The following is a 16,921-nucleotide window of genomic DNA, read 5'->3' as shown; positions in this document are numbered from 1 at the left end:
ACATGCTACGCGTCCGCTATGTGGTTCCCAGACAACAACCCGTTGTCGTCCAGGGAACAAACAATTGAATACAGTTCCAAGCACAAGCTTGTAACCACCAGATTTGCCGCCAGGCAACCCCCCACCATAGGGTTCCGGGCGTGCACGAAGGGTTACGGCGGTCATAGCGTGGGGGAAACGCCCGGTCCCATTCCGAACCCGGAAGCTAAGGCCCACAGCGCCGATGGTACTGCACTCGGGAGGGTGTGGGAGAGTAGGTCGCCGCCGGACATTCTTTGAACACCGGGAAGGCCCCGCCAACGATGGCGGGGCCTTCCCGCGTTTAACCAGGATGCCGGTTCGTTAGTGGAGTCACAGTCCGGCGGCGGTTGTCTGCAACTGGCATAACAGTCCGCTGGACTAGAATGGATCGATGGTACGGGCGCGCCACAGATGACTGCGCCCACAACAAGACACGCATTTCATAGAGATTTTTGATGGCTGTGGTTGGCTGGTTCGACCTTGGCCCGCACTGAGAGGAGTTCCGGCATGGCTGATTTCCGGGGTCGTGAAGGACGAGACGACAGGGGTGCAGGCAGAGGCAACTTTGGCAACCGGTCGGGAGCCGAGCGCTCCGCCGAGGGCGGAGATAGAAAGCGCCCCGACAACCAGGACCGACGCAGCGGCGGTTCCGGTGGTGCGGGTGGTTTCCGTTCGCGGGATGACCGTCCTCGTCAGGATCGTGGTGAGCGTCGGGACTTTGGTGACCGGCCGCGTCAAGACCGTGGCGGCAGCGCGTCCGGCGGCGCCGGTGGTTTCCGTTCACGCGATGACCGTCCTCGTCAGGATCGTGGTGAGCGCCGCGACTTTGGTGACCGGCCGCGTCAAGACCGTGGCGGCAGCGCGTCCGGCGGCGCCGGTGGTTTCCGTTCACGCGATGACCGTCCCGGTCAGGACCGCGGCAGCGCGTCCGGTGGTGCGGGTGGTTTCCGTTCACGCGATGATCGGCCGCGTCAGGATCGTGGTGAGCGTCGGGACTTTGGTGACCGTCCCCGTCAGGACCGCGGCAGCGGCGGTTCCGGTGGTGCGGGTGGTTTCCGTTCACGCGATGACCGGCCGCGTCAGGATCGTGGTGAGCGTCGGGACTTTGGTGACCGTCCTCGTCAAGACCGTGGCAGCAGCGGCGGTTCCGGTGGTGCGGGTGGTTTCCGTTCACGCGATGACCGGCCGCGTCAAGACCGTGGTGAGCGTCGGGACTTTGGTGACCGGCCTCGTCAGGATCGTGGTGAGCGTCGGGACTTTGGTGATCGTCCTCGTCAGGACCGCGACCGCGGCGGTTCCGGTGGTGCGGGTGGTTTCCGTTCGCGCGATGACCGGCCTCGTCAGGATCGTGGTGAGCGTCGGGACTTTGGTGATCGTCCTCGTCAGGATCGTGGCAGCAGCGGCTCCGGTGGCGCGGGTGGTTTCCGTTCGCGTGACGATCGGCCGCGTCAGGATCGTGGTGAGCGTCGGGACTTTGGTGACCGGCCTCGTCAGGACCGCGGAGACCGTCCCCGCCAGGACGGCGGTGGCAGGTCGTTCGACCGCGCCGGCGGAGCACCTGATCACAATGCCGGAGACCTGCGCAGTTCCAACCGGGTCGACCGCCCGCGTTCACCGGAGATCGACCCCGACGTCACGGGTGCCGAGCTGGACCGTGTCACGCGCGCGCAGCTGCGGACCTTGGAATCCAAGAACGCTGAGTGGGTTGCCAAGCACTTGGTGATGGCCGGACGACTGCTGGACGAGGAACCGGAACTGGCCTTCCAGCACGCCTTGGCGGCCAGCCGCAGGGGCGGGCGCATGGCTCCGGTGCGAGAGGCCGTCGGCCTGACCGCATACGCGGCCGGTCACTACGGTGAAGCCCTCAGGGAGTTTCGCACCTTCCGTCGCATCAGCGGTTCCAATGAGCACCTGCCGATCATGGCCGACTGCGAACGTGGCCTCGGGCGGCCGGACAGGGCGCTGGAGCTGACGCGGTCAGAAGACGCCGCAACACTGGATACGGCGGGCAAGGTGGAACTGGCCATTGTGGCCTCCGGTGCCCGCTCCGATCTGGAGCAGTACGATGCGGCGGTTTCGGCCTTGGAGATTCCGCAACTGGACCGGAACAGGGCCTTCTCCTACAGCCCGCGGCTCTTCCGGGCGTATGCGGACGCCTTGGATGCCGCTAACCGCGGCGAGGAAGCACAGCAGTGGAGGCGCCAGGCAATGGTGGCCGAAAACGCCCTGGGCGTGGGAGATTTTGCCGAGCCCGAGATTGTCGACTTGATCGGCGATGAGATGGAACCGGGTGACGACCGCCGCGAAGCTGGCCCCGTGACCGATGTGCGGGGTCTCATCAACGACGCCGACACGGCCGGGCCGGGCGAATCTGAAGAGTCAGCGCCGGACGACGGTGAGAGTGAGCCTGCGGCTGACTCTCCGGCCGGCTCCGATGAAGCGGCTGCTCCAGCTGCGACGGACATCGAAGACACCGGCGCTCCCGGCACCGCGCCTGCCCAGGCCAGCAGGGACGATGACGGGTAAGCCGCTGATCTCCGGCTACGACGCCGTGCTGTCCGATCTGGACGGCGTCGTGTACGCCGGGCACCAGGCTATCCCCGGAGCCGTCGAGGCGTTGCGGCGCCTCGCGGAGACCCGGACGGCGTTGGGCTACATCACCAACAATGCGTCGCGGTCAGCGGCGCAGGTGGCCGCTCATTTGCGCGAGCTCGGTGCCCCGGCCACCGCCGACCAGGTCTTCGGGTCGGCACGCGCCGGTGCGCTGATGCTTGCCCGGCATGTTCCGGCCGGCTCAAAGGTCCTGGTCACGGGCAGCCAAACCCTGGCGGACGAAACAGCCGCCCAGGGCTTCGTGCCGGTCCGCTCCGCCCTCGATGCCCCGGTCGCCGTGATCCAGGGGTTCGACCCGGAGCTGGGCTGGAAGGACTTGGCGGAGGCATCATTCGCCGTCGCCGCTGGCGCCTTCTGGATCGCCACCAACACCGACCTGACCATTCCCCGAGAGCGTGGCATCGCCCCCGGAAACGGTTCGCTGGTGGCGGCCGTCCAGGCAGCCACCGGCGCGGTGCCCCTGGTCGCAGGAAAGCCGGAAGCGGGCATCTTTACGACGGCCGCTGCGGCGTTGGGAGCTCGCCGGCCGCTGGTGGTGGGGGACCGGCTCGATACCGACATCCTGGGCGGCAACAACGCGGGCATGGACACGGCAGTCGTCTTGACCGGCATCGACGGGGTCGAAACGATCCTCGCCGCGCGCACGGCGGAACGGCCACGGTATCTGCTGGGCAGCCTGACCGAACTGTACCGGCCCTATCCTGCCGTTACCCCTGACGGCTCGGGGTTCCGCTGCGGTGCTGCAGTGGCCGCCGTCGAAAACGGGAAGCTGAATGTCTTCGGAAGCCGGGAGGATGTGGACACCTGGCGCGCTGCCTGCGCGGCCTGGTGGGATGCCCATCCGCACCAGGCGTCCGCGGCCGCGCCTGACCTGGCCGATTGAAGGCCGATATTAGACTGGCTCATGCGGTTGGGTACAGCCGCCGACGCGAGGGAGGATAGCTTGGACCTGCCAGAATCAGGGGAAAGCGGCGGCAGGATGCAGCCGCAGTGGCCGGTCCCCGGCGACTCCACGGCCGACGAGCCGGTCGACGCGATCATCTCCGGCCTGGCCCGGATTACGGAGCTTCCGGTACGCGGGCACCAACACGTGTACCAGCAGATTCACGACGATTTGTTGGCCGAGCTGGAGACCGAGGCTGATTGAGCCCTATGCCCAGACTGGACCAGGAGCTCGTATCGCGCGGATTGGCACGGTCCCGTACCCATGCAGCCAAGCTCATAGCGGCCGGGCGGGTCAGCCGTGCCGGAACTGTTCTGACCAAGGCGGCGGCCGCCGTCGGCCCGGACGACCAGCTGGCCGTGGCCGCAGACGGAGGCCCCGACTACGTCAGCAGGGCCGGACACAAACTTGCCGGTGCACTGGCGGCCTTCCCCGCAGTTGATCCGGCGGGCCTGCGCTGCCTCGATGCCGGAGCTTCTACCGGCGGTTTCACCGATGTACTGCTGCGCTTCGGCGCGCGGGAGGTCGTCGCCGTGGACGTCGGACACGGCCAGCTCGTCGATGCTATCCGTACGGACAGCAGGGTCCGGGTTTTCGAAGGCCTGAACGTCCGGTATCTCGACCCGGCAGCGATCGGCGGCCCGGTGGACCTGACCGTCGCGGACCTGTCGTTCATCTCCCTCACCATGGTCATAGGACCTTTGGCCGATGCGACCCGTCCGGCCGGGAATCTTCTGCTGATGGTCAAGCCGCAGTTCGAGGTTGGCCGCGAGCGGCTGGCGCGCACCGGCGTCGTCGGTTCCGACGCGGAACGGTACCGGGCGGTACGCAACGTTGTCGCCGCAGCGTTGGAACGGGGGCTGGACATCCGCGGATTGGCGGCCAGCCCGCTTCCCGGCCAGGACGGGAACGTCGAATATTTCCTGTGGATAAGTGTTCCCCCGGGGGCCACGGAGCGCAGAACGGGTAGTGTGCTTCAGGAGGCAGTGGACGCGGCCATGGCCGGTTTCCCGCGGGAGCGGGGAGGACGGCCGAACCAGTTGGATGAACCGAGAGGGCAGGAACCGGGAGTGGAGCGATGAGCCGGCGGATATTGGTGCTCGCGCACACCGGGCGCGCAGACGCCCTGGCGGCCGCCCAGGAAACGTGCGCCCAACTCCACTCGTCCGGCCTGGTGCCGGTCATGCGACGGGAAGAGGTCGGACACCTTCAGGAGACCTACGGCGAGCTGGCCGTTCCCACCGAAATACTGGACGAGGACATCGGCCTGGACGGCGTTGATCTGGGCATGGTCCTCGGCGGCGACGGCACCATCCTGCGCTCGGCTGAACTGGTCCGGGAATCGGACGTCCCGCTGCTGGGTGTCAACCTCGGACACGTCGGCTTCTTGGCCGAGAGCGAGCGGGCGGACCTGGCCCAGACGGTCCACTGGGTGGTGAACCGCGAATACACGGTTGAAGAGCGCCTGACCATTGACGTCCAGGTGTGGCTGGACAAGCGCAAGATCGGCCATACCTGGGCGCTGAACGAGGCGGCGGTGGAAAAAGGCGACCGGCAGCGGATGCTGGAAGTAGTGGTCGAGGTCGACGCCCTGCCAATCAGCTCGTTCGGCTGCGACGGCGTGGTGATGGCCACCCCTACGGGGTCCACGGCCTACGCCTTCTCCGCGGGCGGGCCGGTGGTTTGGCCTCAGGTGGAAGCCCTGCTGATGACCCCGATCAGCGCCCACGCGCTGTTCGCCAAACCGCTGGTGGTTGCCCCGGATTCGATCATGGCGGTGGAAGTGCTCAGCCGCAGCGATGCCAACGGCGTACTGTGGTGCGACGGCCGCCGAAGCCTGGAGCTGCCGCCCGGTTCCCGGATCGAAGTGACGCGCTCCAACAAACCCGTGCGGCTGGCCCGGACCCGGAGAACGCCGTTCTCGGAGCGTTTGGTCCGCAAATTTGAGCTACCGACGTCGGGATGGCGCGGCCCCGTCAGCCCCTCGGAAGAACAGCCGCCGACCTCGTCCCTGCCTACCGTGCGGACAGTGGAACCTCGATACGCCCAGCCAAGCCAGGAGGCGCCGAAGTGATCGAAGAAATCCGGATCCGGAACCTCGGTGTGATCACCGAGGCTACGCTTCCGCTGGGGCCCGGCCTGTCGGTGGTGACGGGCGAGACCGGTGCGGGCAAGACCATGGTGGTCACCGCGCTCGGCCTGCTGCTGGGAGCCCGCGCGGACGCCGGGGCGGTGCGGACCGGAGCACGCAACGCCGTGACCGAGGCCGTGGTTCGGCTTGCCGCGGGAAGTCCTGCCCTGGCCCGCGCGGGTGAGGCGGGCGCTGACATCGACGAGTTCGACGGCGGAGCCGAACTCATGCTCGCCCGGACGGTGAACGCCGATGGCCGCAGCCGCGCGCACGTCGGCGGCCGGGGAGCGCCGGTGGGCACGCTGGCCGAGATCGGCGGCCACCTGGTGGCGGTCCACGGCCAAACAGACCAGCTGCGGCTCAAGAGCCAGCAGGCGCAGCGGGAGGCGCTGGACAAGTTTGCCGGTGAAGCCCTCACCACGGCGTTGTCCGGTTATGCAGCATCGTTCGCCCGTTGGAAGGAAGCCAGCACCGAACTGGAGACCCTGCGGACCGAAGCCCGCGAACGCCTGCGCGAAGCCGAGGCGCTGCAGCAGGCCCTGGAGGAGATCGACGGGCTGGATCCCCAGCCCGGTGAAGACGACGCGTTGAAGGCTGAGGCCGTGAAGCTGGCCAACGTCGAGGAACTGCGTGCTGCTGCCACCTTGGCGCACCAGGCACTCGTGGCCGAGGAGTACACCGACTCTCCGGACGCGACGGCTTTGGTCGACGCGGCGAAGCGGACGCTGGAGCAGGTCCAGGACGAAGACGCCGAATTGGGCCGCGCTGCGGCCCGACTGGCCGAGGTCGGCATCATCCTTGCCGACGTCGCCGCGGAGCTGGCGAGCTACGGCGCATCGCTGGACAGCGAGGGGCCGGGCCGGCTGGAGGAGGTCGAAGCACGCCGGGCCGACCTGGCGCGGCTCGTGCGCAAATACGCGCCGAGCATCGACGAAGTGCTCGAGTGGGCCGTTCAGGCCCGCACTCGTTTGGAAGATCTGACCGACGACTCCAGCCGGATCGAGCGGTTGGAGGCGGAAATCGCCGAACTGGACTCCGCCCTGGCCGTCCAGTCAGCCGCGGTGACGGCGCTGCGGCGTGACGCCGCAGCCGAACTCGGCCGCCGGGTCGGCGCAGAACTGTCGGCGCTGGCCATGGCCGAAGCCGAACTGTTGATCGATATCGAACCGGCGCCCGCCCTGACCGTGCACGGCGCCGACGTCATCACGTTCTTGCTGAAGCCGCACCGGGGCGCCCCGCCGCGTCCGCTGGGCAAGGGGGCCTCCGGCGGTGAACTGTCCCGCGTGATGCTTGCCATCGAAGTGGTGCTGGCGGAAGTCGATCCCGTGCCCACCTTCGTCTTCGACGAGGTGGATGCCGGCGTCGGCGGCAAGGCGGCCGTCGAGATCGGCCGCCGCCTGGCCATGCTGGGGCGCTACGTGCAGGTCATAGTGGTAACCCACCTGCCGCAGGTGGCGGCCTTCGCAGACCAGCACATCCGCGTGATCAAGACGGCCGGCGGGGACGACGGCGGGATGACCGCCAGCGACGTCCGGTTGCTCGACGACGAAGAGCGGGTGACCGAACTGGCCCGCATGCTTGCCGGCCAGGAAGAATCCCATTCCGCCCGCGCCCACGCCCAGGAACTGATTGACGGAGCGAGGGCGCTGTAGCATCGGCTACAGGCACGACCAGCCCCGCCGCCGGCGGGGGAGCAGTTGACCGGCGGGTGTGCGTTCGCACACCCGGCAGCGGTCGGAACGGCCTTGAGATCCGAGGGCGTCCAGAAAGGTGATAGGCTCGAATTCCGTGGTGCAGCGAACTAATTCCCGGTTTTCCAAGTCGTCTAAGACGACCAAACATATCTTTGTCACCGGCGGCGTGGCGTCCTCGCTCGGGAAGGGACTGACGGCTTCAAGCCTCGGCCACCTGCTCCGTGCCCGCGGCCTCTCCGTGACGATGCAGAAGCTCGATCCCTACCTGAACGTGGATCCGGGCACGATGAATCCCTTCCAGCACGGTGAAGTCTTCGTCACGGACGACGGCGCGGAAACCGATCTGGATATCGGACACTACGAGCGGTTCCTGGACGAGAATCTGGACGGTTCGGCAAACGTGACCACCGGCCAGGTGTACTCCACCGTGATCGCGAAGGAACGCCGCGGCGAATACCTCGGCGACACGGTTCAGGTCATCCCGCACATCACCGACGAGATCAAGCGCCGCATGCGCCTGCCCGCCGAGCCTGTCGCGGGCAAGAAGGTTCCGGACGTGATCATCACCGAGATCGGCGGCACCGTCGGCGATATCGAATCGCAGCCGTTCCTCGAATCCGCCCGCCAGGTCCGGCAGGATGTCGGGCGCAACAACGTGTTCTTCCTGCACGTGTCGCTGGTGCCGTACATCGGCCCGTCGCATGAGTTGAAGACCAAACCGACACAGCATTCCGTCGCCGCGCTTCGCTCCATCGGCATCCAGCCGGACGCCATCGTGATCCGGTCCGACCGGGAAGTCCCTGCGGCGATGCGGGAGAAGATCGGCCGCATGTGCGACGTGGACATCGACGCGGTCATTGGCTGCCCGGATGCGCCGAGCATCTACGACATCCCCAAGACCCTGCACTCGCAGAACCTGGACGCGTACATCGTGCAGCACCTTGACCTGAAGTTCAAGGATGTCAATTGGACCAAGTGGGACCGGCTGCTGTCGGCGGTCCACAACCCGAAGCACCACGTCGAGGTGGCGCTGGTCGGCAAATACATCGACCTGCCCGACGCCTACCTGTCGGTGACCGAAGCGCTCCGCGCCGGCGGCTTCGCCAACCAGACCAAGGTAAAGATCCGTTGGGTTCCCTCCGACGACTGCGCCACCGAAGAAGGCGCAGCCGCCGCCCTCGACGGCGTGCACGCCATCTGCGTGCCCGGCGGCTTCGGCATCCGCGGCCTGGAGGGCAAACTCGGCGCCCTCAGGTACGCCCGCGAACACAAGCTGCCCACCCTGGGCCTGTGCCTCGGCCTGCAGTCGATGGTGATGGAGTACGCCCGCAACATCGTGGGACTGGAAGACGCTTCGTCCACCGAGTTTGATCCGGACACCAAGCACCCGGTGATCGCCACCATGGCCGAGCAGCTGGACATCGTCGACGGCAAGGGCGACCTGGGCGGCACCATGCGCCTTGGCCTGTACGAGGCAGCCCTGCAGTCCGGGTCCGTTGTCGCGGAGACCTACGGCAGCACCAAGGTCAGCGAACGTCACCGCCACCGTTACGAGGTCAACAACGAATACCGCGACCAGCTGGCCGCGGCGGGCCTGGTTTTCTCCGGCACCTCCCCGGACGGCAAGCTGGTGGAGTTCGTCGAACTGCCCCGCGACGTGCACCCGTACTACGTCTCCACCCAGGCGCATCCGGAACTCAGCTCTCGCCCCACGCGGCCGCACCCGCTGTTCGCCGGCCTCGTCGCCGCCGCACTGCAACACGGCAAGGCCAAGGCCACGGCAAAGTCCGGAGCCTGAGTGTCGGCGCACCCCGCGGCCTTTGCCGACATCCCTGACCCGCGTCCGCTGGTCGACAGCCGAACCGTTTACCGCGGACGCATTTGGGACGTGGTCAGCGACACCTTCACGCTGGGCCCGGACACGGGCGAGACGTTGGTGCGCGACTACATCGCTCATCCGGGGGCGGTGGCCATCCTGGCGATGGACACGGAGGGACGGGTCCTGCTGCTGAGGCAGTACCGGCAGCCCACCAGGATGTCGCTGTGGGAAATCCCGGCGGGCCTGCTGGACGTGGACGGCGAGGACTTCGTCGATGCCGCGGTGCGGGAACTGGCCGAGGAAGCCGACCTGATGGCCGCGCGCTGGAACGTGCTGGTGGATTTTTTCAATTCGCCCGGCTCTTCCAGTGAGGCAATCCGGATCTACCTGGCCCGCGACCTCTCCGAGGTGCCGGAGGCCCAGCGGCACCAGCGCACCGACGAGGAGGCCGAAATCGAGCACCTCTGGGTGGATCTGGACGACGCGGTGGACGCGGTCATGGCCGGACGGCTGCACAATCCGTCGGCCGTGACCGGGGTGCTTGCCGCCGCACGCGCTGCCGCCACCGGCTTCGAGGACCTGCGCCCGGCCGATGCGCCGTGGCCGGAGCACCCCAGCCAGCGCCCGGACGGTGCCGCCGGAACCGGCCGGGACTGATCCGCCATCGCGCCTGTGCAGGCCCCGTCCGCCAAGGGAGACGAGTTCACCGCGACGCCGCTGGGCCGCGCCGCGGGCGACTACCTGCAGCACATGGCGGTGGAACGCGGGCTGGCCGCCAACACCGTAGCGGCCTACCGCAGGGACCTGGGCCGTTACCTGCGGTTCCTGCAGGCGCGCGCGGTCGAGGAGCCGGCCACGGTGACCCGGCACGATGTCACGGCCTTCGCCCAGGCCATCGCCGAGGGGTCTGACGGCGCCGCCGCCCTGAGCGTCAGGTCCGCGGCGCGGACCATCGTGGCCGTGCGGGGGCTGCATAAGTTCTGGACGCTCGAAGGGGTCACGGAGACCGACCCCGCGACTGACGTGCACCCGCCGATGCCCGGCAAACGCCTGCCGAAGGCGATTTCCGTGGCCGCTGTGACGCGGATCCTGGAGTCTGCGGGGGCAGACACCCCCACCGGGCTGCGCGACCGGGCGCTCTTGGAGTTCCTGTACGCGACCGGCGCCCGGATCAGTGAAGCCGTCGGCCTGGACGTCGACGATGTCAGCGTCGAACCGCAGAGCGACGGCCCCGCCGTCGTCCGTCTGTTCGGCAAAGGATCCAAGGAGCGGCTGGTGCCGCTGGGCTCCTTCGCCGCGCAGGCGGCCGACGCGTACCTGGTCCGTGGACGTCCGGGCCTGGCCGCGAAGGGGAGCGGCACACCGGCCTTGTTTCTCAACGCCCGCGGGGGCCGGCTGAGCCGCCAAAGCGCTTGGACTATTCTGAAAACCGCCGCGGAGAAGGCAGGGATCACCCAGCCCGTGTCCCCGCACACCCTGCGGCACTCCTTCGCCACCCACCTGCTGGAGGGCGGCGCGGACGTCCGGGTGGTGCAGGAACTGCTGGGCCACGCGTCCGTCACCACAACGCAGATCTACACCCTCGTCACCGCCGAGACCCTCCGCGAAGTTTACGCGGCGGCGCATCCGCGGGCCCGGGGCTGAGGCGGCTCCGCGCGCTCGGGCCCGCTGGCGTATCCGCGGGCACGGACCGGTTGCACCGGAACGGACCGTCGGCGCCGTCGCGCCGGGCTAGACTCGCTGCCATGACTGTCGCCGTTGCCCTGTGCTTCCTGCTCCGGGAGGAAGCCGGGCGCCGTTACGTGCTGCTCGGCCGGAAGAAGACCGGGTTCGGCACCGGGAAGGTCGTGGGGGTCGGCGGCAAAGTGGAGCCGGGGGAGGGCGACGACGACGCGGCCTGCCGGGAAATGCAGGAAGAGACCGGAGTCCGCGTCGGGCCCGAGGCCCTGGAGCAGGCCGGACGGATCTTCTTTGATTTCCCGGCCCAGCCCCCGTGGAACATGGACACCGCGCTCTTCGTGGCCCGGCGGTGGGAGGGCGACCCGGTCGAGTCCGCGGAAATCGCGCCGGCCTGGTACCGGGTGGACCGGCTGCCGCTGGCGCAGATGTGGCAGGACGCCGGCCACTGGCTGCCGCTGGCGTTGTCGGGGCAGCGGCCGCGGCTGCGGGTGCTGATGCAGCCGGATAACGAAACGGTGGCCGGCGTCGAGAATCTCGACACCGGCCACCGCGTGGCCTGGCAGATTTAGCGGCCCAGCTCCCGCTGGGCGGGCCCGTTGTATTCACTGAGCGGCCGGATCAGCGAGTTCGACTCCAACTGCTCCATGATGTGCGCGGTCCAGCCGGTGATGCGGCTGGCCACGAACAGCGAGGTGAACATCTCGGTGTCGAATCCCATCAGGTGGTAGGTGGGGCCGGCGGGGTAATCCAGGTTCGGCTTGATGTCCTTCGCCTCGGCCATCGCGTGCTCGAGGCCGTCGTAGAGGCCAAGTATTTCGGGCCGCCCATAGTGTTCGATCATCTTGTCCAGCGCGGCCTTCATGGTCGGTACCCGGGAATCGCCGTGCTTGTAGACCCGGTGGCCGAAGCCCATCACCTTCTGCTTTTCGGCCAGCGCCTGTTCCATCCAGGTCCGGGCGCGTGCGGCGGCTTCCTCGCGGGGCTCGTCAGGGCGGATGCCGATCTGCTCGAAGGTGTGCATGACCGCCTCGTTGGCTCCGCCGTGCAGCGGGCCCTTCAGCGCGCCGATCGCACCGGTCACGGCCGAGTGCAGGTCGGAGAGCGTGGAGGTGATCACCCGCGCCGCGAACGTGGACGCGTTGAACGAGTGCTCCGCGTACAGGATCATCGACACGTTGAACGCGTCCACGACTTCCGGCGCGGCCTCTTCACCGAAGGACATCCACAGGAAGTTCGCCGCGTAGCCCAGGTCCGCGCGCGGTTCCACCAGGTCCTGGCCGCGACGCCGGCGCTGGTCGTAGGCGACGACCGCCGGGAAGGCCGCCAGCAGCTCCACGGCCTTGGCCATGTTCGCCGCCGGAGAGGAATCCCCGGCCAGCGGGTGCCGGGCCCCGATCACGCTGGCGGCGGTCCGGCAGACATCCATCGGGTGGGCCTCGACCGGCAGGGCATCGATGACCGATTTCACCACCGGGTCCAGCGCGCGTCCGCCGCGTTCGGCCGCGGTGAACTCCCGCAACTGGTCGCTGTCCGGCAGCTCCGAGTTCCACAGCAGGTAGGCCACTTCTTCGAAGCTGCAGTGCGCGGCCAGGTCCTGGACCGGGTAGCCGCGGTACAGCAGCGAGTTCGTCTCCGCGTTGACCTTGGAAATCTTCGTGGTGTCGACGACGACGCCGGCCAGCCCCTTGCGGATCTGCGGTGCTTCGGTTGATGCATCGGTGCTCATAGCGACTCCTATGTCTTGTGGTCAGTGCCGGCCGGGCACGTGGAAATTGAATACAGAGGTGTCGAATTGGTTATACGCCTCATAATCCACCAATTCGTACAAACGCGCACGGGTGAGCATGTCCGCGACCTGTGACTGCTGGGTTCCGTCGGCCTTGATCGCGTCCAGGGTCCGCTCGGCCGCGCCCATCGCGCTGCGCAGCAGGGTCACCGGATAGATCACCATGTTCACACCCACGGAGGACAGCTGGTCCGCGGTGAACAGGTCGCTCTTGCCGAACTCGGTCATGTTGGCCAGCACCGGCACGTCGACGGCTTGGCGGATGGCAGCGAATTCTTCCAGGGTCCTCATGGCTTCGGGGAAGATGGCGTCCGCGCCCGCGTCGACCAGGGCGCGGGCACGGTCCTGCGCGGCGGCCAGGCCGTCCACGGCCCGGATGTCGGTGCGCGCCATGATCAGGAAGTTCGGGTCCCGGCGGGCGTCGGCGGCGGCGCGGATCCGCTTACTGGCGGTCTCCAGGTCCACCACGTTCTTGCCGTCCAGATGGCCGCAGCGCTTGGGGTTGAACTGGTCCTCGATGTGGCAGCCGGCCAGGCCGGCGTTTTCCAGTTCCTGGACGGTGCGCGCCACGTTCATCGGCTCGCCGAAGCCGGTATCGGCGTCCACCAGGGCCGGCAGGTCGGTCATCCGCGCGATCTGCCCGGCCCGGGTGGCGACCTCGGTCAGCGTGGTCAGCCCGATGTCCGGCAGCCCCAGGTCGTTGGCCAGCACGGCGCCGGAGATGTAGACGCCGTCGAACCCCTTCTCCTGGATCAGCCGCGCCGAGAGGGGATTGAACGCGCCGGGGAACTGCTGCAGCTTCCCGGAGGCCAGCCCCTCGCGAAGTGTCCGGCGCTTCTGCTCCGGGGTGTTGGCGGAGTAGAGCATTTAGAACAGCCCCTTCGGTCCGGCCGCGGGGTCGATGACGCCGTCGGCGGCCTGGATGTTCAGCTGGTCCAGCTCGCCGGCGGTCAGTTCGGGCAGGCGCTCGACGGCGGCCAGGAACCTGTCGATTTCGGCATCGTCGACGATGCCCTTGGCCAGGGTCCGCAGCTTATAAACGTACTGTTCCCGGGCGAACGGGCGGGCGCCCAGCGGGTGGGCATCGGCCACGGCGATCTCGTCGGTGATCACCGTTCCGTCGGCCAGGGTGATCTCCACGGAGCCGCCGAAGGCCTTCTCGGCGATGTCCAGCGAATGGTAGCGGCGGGTCCACTCCGGGTCTTCCTCGGTGCTGACCTTCTGCCACAGCGCCACGGTGTCCGGCCGGGCCGCCCGCTCGGGGGCGTACGAATCAACGTGGTGCCAGGCGCCGTCCTGCAGCGCCACGGTAAAGATGTACGGGATCGAGTGGTCCAGCGTCTCGCGGGAGGCCGTGGGGCTGTACTTCTGCGGATCGTTCGCGCCGGAGCCGATCACGTAGTGCGTATGGTGGCTGGTCCTGATCAGCACGGACTTCACGTTTTCCGCGTCGGTGGCCTCCGGGTGTTCCCGGTGCAGCCTGCGGGCCAGGTCGATCCAGGCCTGGGCCTGGTACTCGGCCGAGTGCTCCTTGGTGTAGGTGTCCAGGATGGCCCGCTTCGGTTCTCCCGGGGCCGGCAGCGGCACGTCGTAGGAGGCGCCCGGCCCGTCCAGCAGCCAGGCGATGACGCCGTCCTCGCCCTCGTAGATCGGCACCGGGGAGGTCTGGCCGCGCATGGCCCGGTCCACTGCCTCCACCGCCATCTTGCCGGCGAAGGCCGGTGCGTGGGCCTTCCACGTGGAGATTTCGCCCTTGCGCGACTGGCGCGTCGCCGTCGTCGTATGCAGCGCCTGGCCCACGGCCTGGAAAATGGTCTCCGTATCCAGGCCCAGCAGGGTGCCGATACCGGCGGCGGCCGACGGACCCAGGTGGGCCACGTGGTCGATCTTGTGCTTGTGCAGGCAGATGGCCTTGACCAGGTTCACCTGGATCTCGTAACCGGTGGCGATTCCGCGCAGCACGTCGCGGCCGTTCGCGCCCACGTGCTGGGCCACCGCGAGGATCGGCGGGATGTTATCGCCCGGGTGCGAGTAGTCGGCGGCCAGGAACGTGTCGTGGTAGTCCAGTTCGCGCACGGCCACGCCGTTGGCCCACGCCGCCCACTCCGGCGAGGTCTTCTGCGTGATGCCGAAGATGCCGGCGCCTTGACCGCCGCCGGAGACCGGGTGGCTCAGCGCCTGCGCACGCGCGGCGATAATCGGCCCGCGGTTCAGCGAGGCGACCGCCACCGAAGCGTTGTCGATGATCCGGTTGATGATCATCTCGGCCGCGTCGGCGGAAACTTCCACCGGGTCGGTGGCCACGCGGGCAATCTTCTGGGCTAGCTGGTCCTCGCGCGGCAGGTTCTCTTCGCTGCGGTAGACGCGCACATGATGGTTGACGGTCATTCAGAATGTCCTCTCGGCTGGCAGGTCGGTCCGGTGTTTCGGATCGGTGGTCTTGAAGTGTTCAAGGCTCTGGTGAAGATGGATGCGGGTGGCCGCGGCTGCCACCTGGCTGTCGCCGTCGGCGATGGCGCCGGCGATGTTGGCGTGTTCGGCCGCCGAGGCCAGCAGGCGGGCCGGGTTGTCCCGTGCGAGCCGCCGGATCCTCACCAAGTGGACGCGCAGGTTGGCCATCGCCTGGCGGAGGTAGGTATTGGCGGCGGCATGGTCCACCGCGGCGTCCAGCCGGCCGACCAGCCGGTAGTAGGCCTGCGCGTCCGGGACGGCGCCGCGCATGGCCTCGGCAGCCGCGAGGAATTCCTGCTGCAGCTGCCGGAATTCGGCCGGTTCCCCGCGTTTGGCGGCCAAAGCCGTCGCCTGGCACTCCAGTGCGGTGCGCAGTTCGAAGAGCTCGGTGACGTTCTCCAGTGAAACGTCGGCGACGACGACGCCGCGTCCGGTGTGGGGCGTGGCCAGCCCTTCGGCGGTCAGCCGGCCCAGCGCCTCGCGGAGCGGCGTGCGGGAGATGCCCAGCCGGGCGGCCTGCTCAACCTCGGCCAAAACCGTGCCCGGGGGCAGCCGCCATTCCACAATGTCCTCGCGCAGCGTCCAATACGCCCGTTCGCCGGCACGCAAGTTCTGCTTCATCCCGCCAGTGTATACAAAACTGCGGGAAAAGCGAGGCACATCGGGAAAAATGCTCCGTTTTGTATACATGCCGATCCGGCACCGCCGTCGGGCCTGCCCTCATGTACCGACGGCGCAGCCTAAACCTTAGACCTCTACTTGAAGCTAAAGGCTCGCCGATCATCAGCGGCCTGTCGATCGATAACAGGACGGTCACTGTAACCTTGTCAGGAAGAAGAACGGCAGCGAAACGATGGAAGCTGGGTTAGATACGTGAGCAGCGAACAAGGTTCGACAACCACTCTGCGGCAAGCGGACGAGGATGTCCTGGGCCCGACCGGGCGGCCGCTGACCGAGTTCCCTGAACCGCCCGTCCTAACGTCCCATGGCCCCGCGCGCATCGTGGCAATGGTCAACCAAAAGGGCGGTGTCGGCAAGACCACGTCCACCATCAATCTAGGCGCCGCCTTGGCCGAGGTCGGCCGCAAGGTCCTGCTGGTCGACTTCGACCCGCAGGGCGCCCTGTCGGCGGGGCTTGGCACCAATCCGCATGAGCTGGACCTGACCGTCTACAACGTGCTGATGGACCGCAAGACCGACATCCGCGAGGCGATCCAGCCCACGGACGTGGAAAACATCGACCTGCTGCCGGCCAACATCGACCTCTCGGCCGCGGAAGTGCAGCTGGTCAACGAGGTGGCGCGCGAACAGGTCCTGGCCCACGCGCTGCGCAAGGTCGAGGACGACTACGACGTCATCCTGATTGACTGCCAGCCCTCGCTGGGCCTGCTGACCGTCAACGCGCTCACCGCGGCCCACGGCGTGATCATTCCGCTCATCTGCGAGTTCTTCGCGCTGCGCGCGGTGGCGCTGTTGGTGGAGACCATCGAAAAGGTGCAGGACCGGCTGAACCCGCGCCTGCAGATCGACGGCGTGTTGGCCACCATGTACGACGCCCGCACCCTGCACAGCCGGGAGGTCATCGGCCGGCTGCTGGAAGCCTTCGGCGACAAGGTCTTCGAAACCGTGATCAAACGCACCATCAAGTTCGCCGACGCCACCGTCGCCGCGGAACCGATCACCAGCTACGCGGGCAACCACGCCGGCGCGACCGCCTACCGCGACCTGGCCAAGGAGCTCATCGCCCGCGGCGGCGCCCCCTGATGACGCCGGCGCCGGCGCC

At 67.9% G+C, this 16,921-nt stretch carries 16 protein-coding genes and 1 rRNA gene; 13 read left to right on the top strand and 4 right to left on the bottom strand.

Annotated features, from left to right (window positions below; genetic code table 11):
• The first annotated feature begins 153 nt into the window (after window positions 1-153).
• The 12 genes from rrf to AC5RV2_RS07435 all read left to right on the top strand — a co-directional run bounded on the left by rrf (window position 154) and on the right by AC5RV2_RS07435 (window position 11,470).
• Window positions 154-270, top strand: a 5S ribosomal RNA gene (gene rrf, locus AC5RV2_RS07490).
• A 430-nt stretch (window positions 271-700) separates the two neighbouring features.
• Window positions 701-1,744, top strand: coding sequence for a hypothetical protein (locus AC5RV2_RS07485; RefSeq protein ID WP_494091846.1), 1,044 nt, complete (start codon window positions 701-703; stop codon window positions 1,742-1,744).
• Entirely contained in the window at window positions 1,702-2,547 is an 846-nt protein-coding gene (locus AC5RV2_RS07480) for a hypothetical protein (RefSeq protein ID WP_494091845.1), read from the top strand. The genes AC5RV2_RS07485 and AC5RV2_RS07480 overlap by 43 nt, the downstream gene beginning before the upstream one ends.
• Window positions 2,537-3,517 (top strand): HAD-IIA family hydrolase, encoded by a 981-nt coding sequence (locus AC5RV2_RS07475; protein ID WP_494091844.1) that lies wholly within the window; start codon window positions 2,537-2,539, stop codon window positions 3,515-3,517. The genes AC5RV2_RS07480 and AC5RV2_RS07475 overlap by 11 nt, the downstream gene beginning before the upstream one ends.
• Window positions 3,518-3,577: 60 nt before the next feature.
• Window positions 3,578-3,781 carry a hypothetical protein gene (locus tag AC5RV2_RS07470; RefSeq protein ID WP_494091843.1) on the top strand — a complete coding sequence of 68 codons (204 nt, stop codon included), beginning with the start codon at window positions 3,578-3,580 and terminating at the stop codon, window positions 3,779-3,781.
• A 5-nt stretch (window positions 3,782-3,786) separates the two neighbouring features.
• Window positions 3,787-4,659 (top strand): TlyA family RNA methyltransferase, encoded by an 873-nt coding sequence (locus tag AC5RV2_RS07465; RefSeq protein WP_494091842.1) that lies wholly within the window; start codon window positions 3,787-3,789, stop codon window positions 4,657-4,659.
• On the top strand, window positions 4,656-5,651 hold the full coding sequence (locus AC5RV2_RS07460) for an NAD kinase (RefSeq protein ID WP_493999429.1): 996 nt from the start codon (window positions 4,656-4,658) through the stop codon (window positions 5,649-5,651). Before AC5RV2_RS07465 ends, AC5RV2_RS07460 begins: the two co-directional genes overlap by 4 nt.
• On the top strand, window positions 5,648-7,360 hold the full coding sequence (gene recN, locus AC5RV2_RS07455; protein WP_494091841.1) for a DNA repair protein RecN: 1,713 nt from the start codon (window positions 5,648-5,650) through the stop codon (window positions 7,358-7,360). Before AC5RV2_RS07460 ends, recN begins: the two co-directional genes overlap by 4 nt.
• A 118-nt stretch (window positions 7,361-7,478) precedes the next feature.
• The gene (pyrG, locus tag AC5RV2_RS07450; protein WP_494091840.1) at window positions 7,479-9,200 is read left to right on the top strand and encodes a CTP synthase; all 1,722 of its coding nucleotides are present in this window, start codon (window positions 7,479-7,481) and stop codon (window positions 9,198-9,200) included.
• Complete coding sequence (locus AC5RV2_RS07445) at window positions 9,201-9,878, top strand: NUDIX domain-containing protein (protein WP_494091839.1); 678 nt, start codon at window positions 9,201-9,203, stop codon at window positions 9,876-9,878.
• A 15-nt stretch (window positions 9,879-9,893) separates the two neighbouring features.
• Complete coding sequence (gene xerD, locus AC5RV2_RS07440; RefSeq protein ID WP_494091838.1) at window positions 9,894-10,865, top strand: site-specific tyrosine recombinase XerD; 972 nt, start codon at window positions 9,894-9,896, stop codon at window positions 10,863-10,865.
• A gap of 101 nt (window positions 10,866-10,966) precedes the next feature.
• On the top strand, window positions 10,967-11,470 hold the full coding sequence (locus tag AC5RV2_RS07435; protein ID WP_494067581.1) for an 8-oxo-dGTP diphosphatase: 504 nt from the start codon (window positions 10,967-10,969) through the stop codon (window positions 11,468-11,470).
• On the opposite strand, the gene AC5RV2_RS07430 is transcribed toward AC5RV2_RS07435, so the two are convergent.
• Genes AC5RV2_RS07430 through AC5RV2_RS07415 form a run of 4 tightly spaced genes read right to left on the bottom strand, consistent with a single transcriptional unit; the run spans window position 11,467 to window position 15,747 of the window.
• Window positions 11,467-12,627, bottom strand: coding sequence for a bifunctional 2-methylcitrate synthase/citrate synthase (locus tag AC5RV2_RS07430; protein ID WP_494091837.1), 1,161 nt, complete (start codon window positions 12,625-12,627; stop codon window positions 11,467-11,469). The two genes, AC5RV2_RS07435 and AC5RV2_RS07430, sit on opposite strands and share 4 nt — an antisense overlap.
• Before the next feature lie 21 nt (window positions 12,628-12,648).
• A complete protein-coding gene (gene prpB, locus AC5RV2_RS07425) occupies window positions 12,649-13,554 on the bottom strand; it encodes a methylisocitrate lyase (RefSeq protein WP_494091836.1) in 906 nt (301 codons plus the stop codon).
• Complete coding sequence (locus AC5RV2_RS07420; RefSeq protein ID WP_494091835.1) at window positions 13,555-15,075, bottom strand: MmgE/PrpD family protein; 1,521 nt, start codon at window positions 15,073-15,075, stop codon at window positions 13,555-13,557.
• Window positions 15,076-15,747 (bottom strand): GntR family transcriptional regulator, encoded by a 672-nt coding sequence (locus tag AC5RV2_RS07415; RefSeq protein ID WP_494091847.1) that lies wholly within the window; start codon window positions 15,745-15,747, stop codon window positions 15,076-15,078. It abuts the gene before it with no gap.
• Between the two features lie 264 nt (window positions 15,748-16,011).
• On the opposite strand from AC5RV2_RS07415, the gene AC5RV2_RS07410 reads away from it, so the two are divergent.
• The gene (locus AC5RV2_RS07410) at window positions 16,012-16,902 is read left to right on the top strand and encodes a ParA family protein (RefSeq protein WP_493999437.1); all 891 of its coding nucleotides are present in this window, start codon (window positions 16,012-16,014) and stop codon (window positions 16,900-16,902) included.
• The last annotated feature ends 19 nt before the right edge of the window (window positions 16,903-16,921 follow it).

Source organism: Arthrobacter sp. Y3225116 (assembly GCF_059091245.1).
This window is presented reverse-complemented; position numbering and strand designations above follow the sequence as displayed.

Coding starts and splice junctions, on each gene's coding strand:
- AC5RV2_RS07485 (WP_494091846.1), top strand. CDS start 701: ATGACCGTCCTCGTCAGGATCGTGGTGAGCGTCGGGACTTTGGTGACC.
- AC5RV2_RS07435 (WP_494067581.1), top strand. CDS start 10,967: ATGACTGTCGCCGTTGCCCTGTGCTTCCTGCTCCGGGAGGAAGCCGGG.
- AC5RV2_RS07460 (WP_493999429.1), top strand. CDS start 4,656: ATGAGCCGGCGGATATTGGTGCTCGCGCACACCGGGCGCGCAGACGCC.
- AC5RV2_RS07475 (WP_494091844.1), top strand. CDS start 2,537: ATGACGGGTAAGCCGCTGATCTCCGGCTACGACGCCGTGCTGTCCGAT.
- AC5RV2_RS07420 (WP_494091835.1), bottom strand. CDS start 15,075: ATGACCGTCAACCATCATGTGCGCGTCTACCGCAGCGAAGAGAACCTG.
- prpB (WP_494091836.1), bottom strand. CDS start 13,554: ATGCTCTACTCCGCCAACACCCCGGAGCAGAAGCGCCGGACACTTCGC.
- AC5RV2_RS07465 (WP_494091842.1), top strand. CDS start 3,787: ATGCCCAGACTGGACCAGGAGCTCGTATCGCGCGGATTGGCACGGTCC.
- AC5RV2_RS07430 (WP_494091837.1), bottom strand. CDS start 12,627: ATGAGCACCGATGCATCAACCGAAGCACCGCAGATCCGCAAGGGGCTG.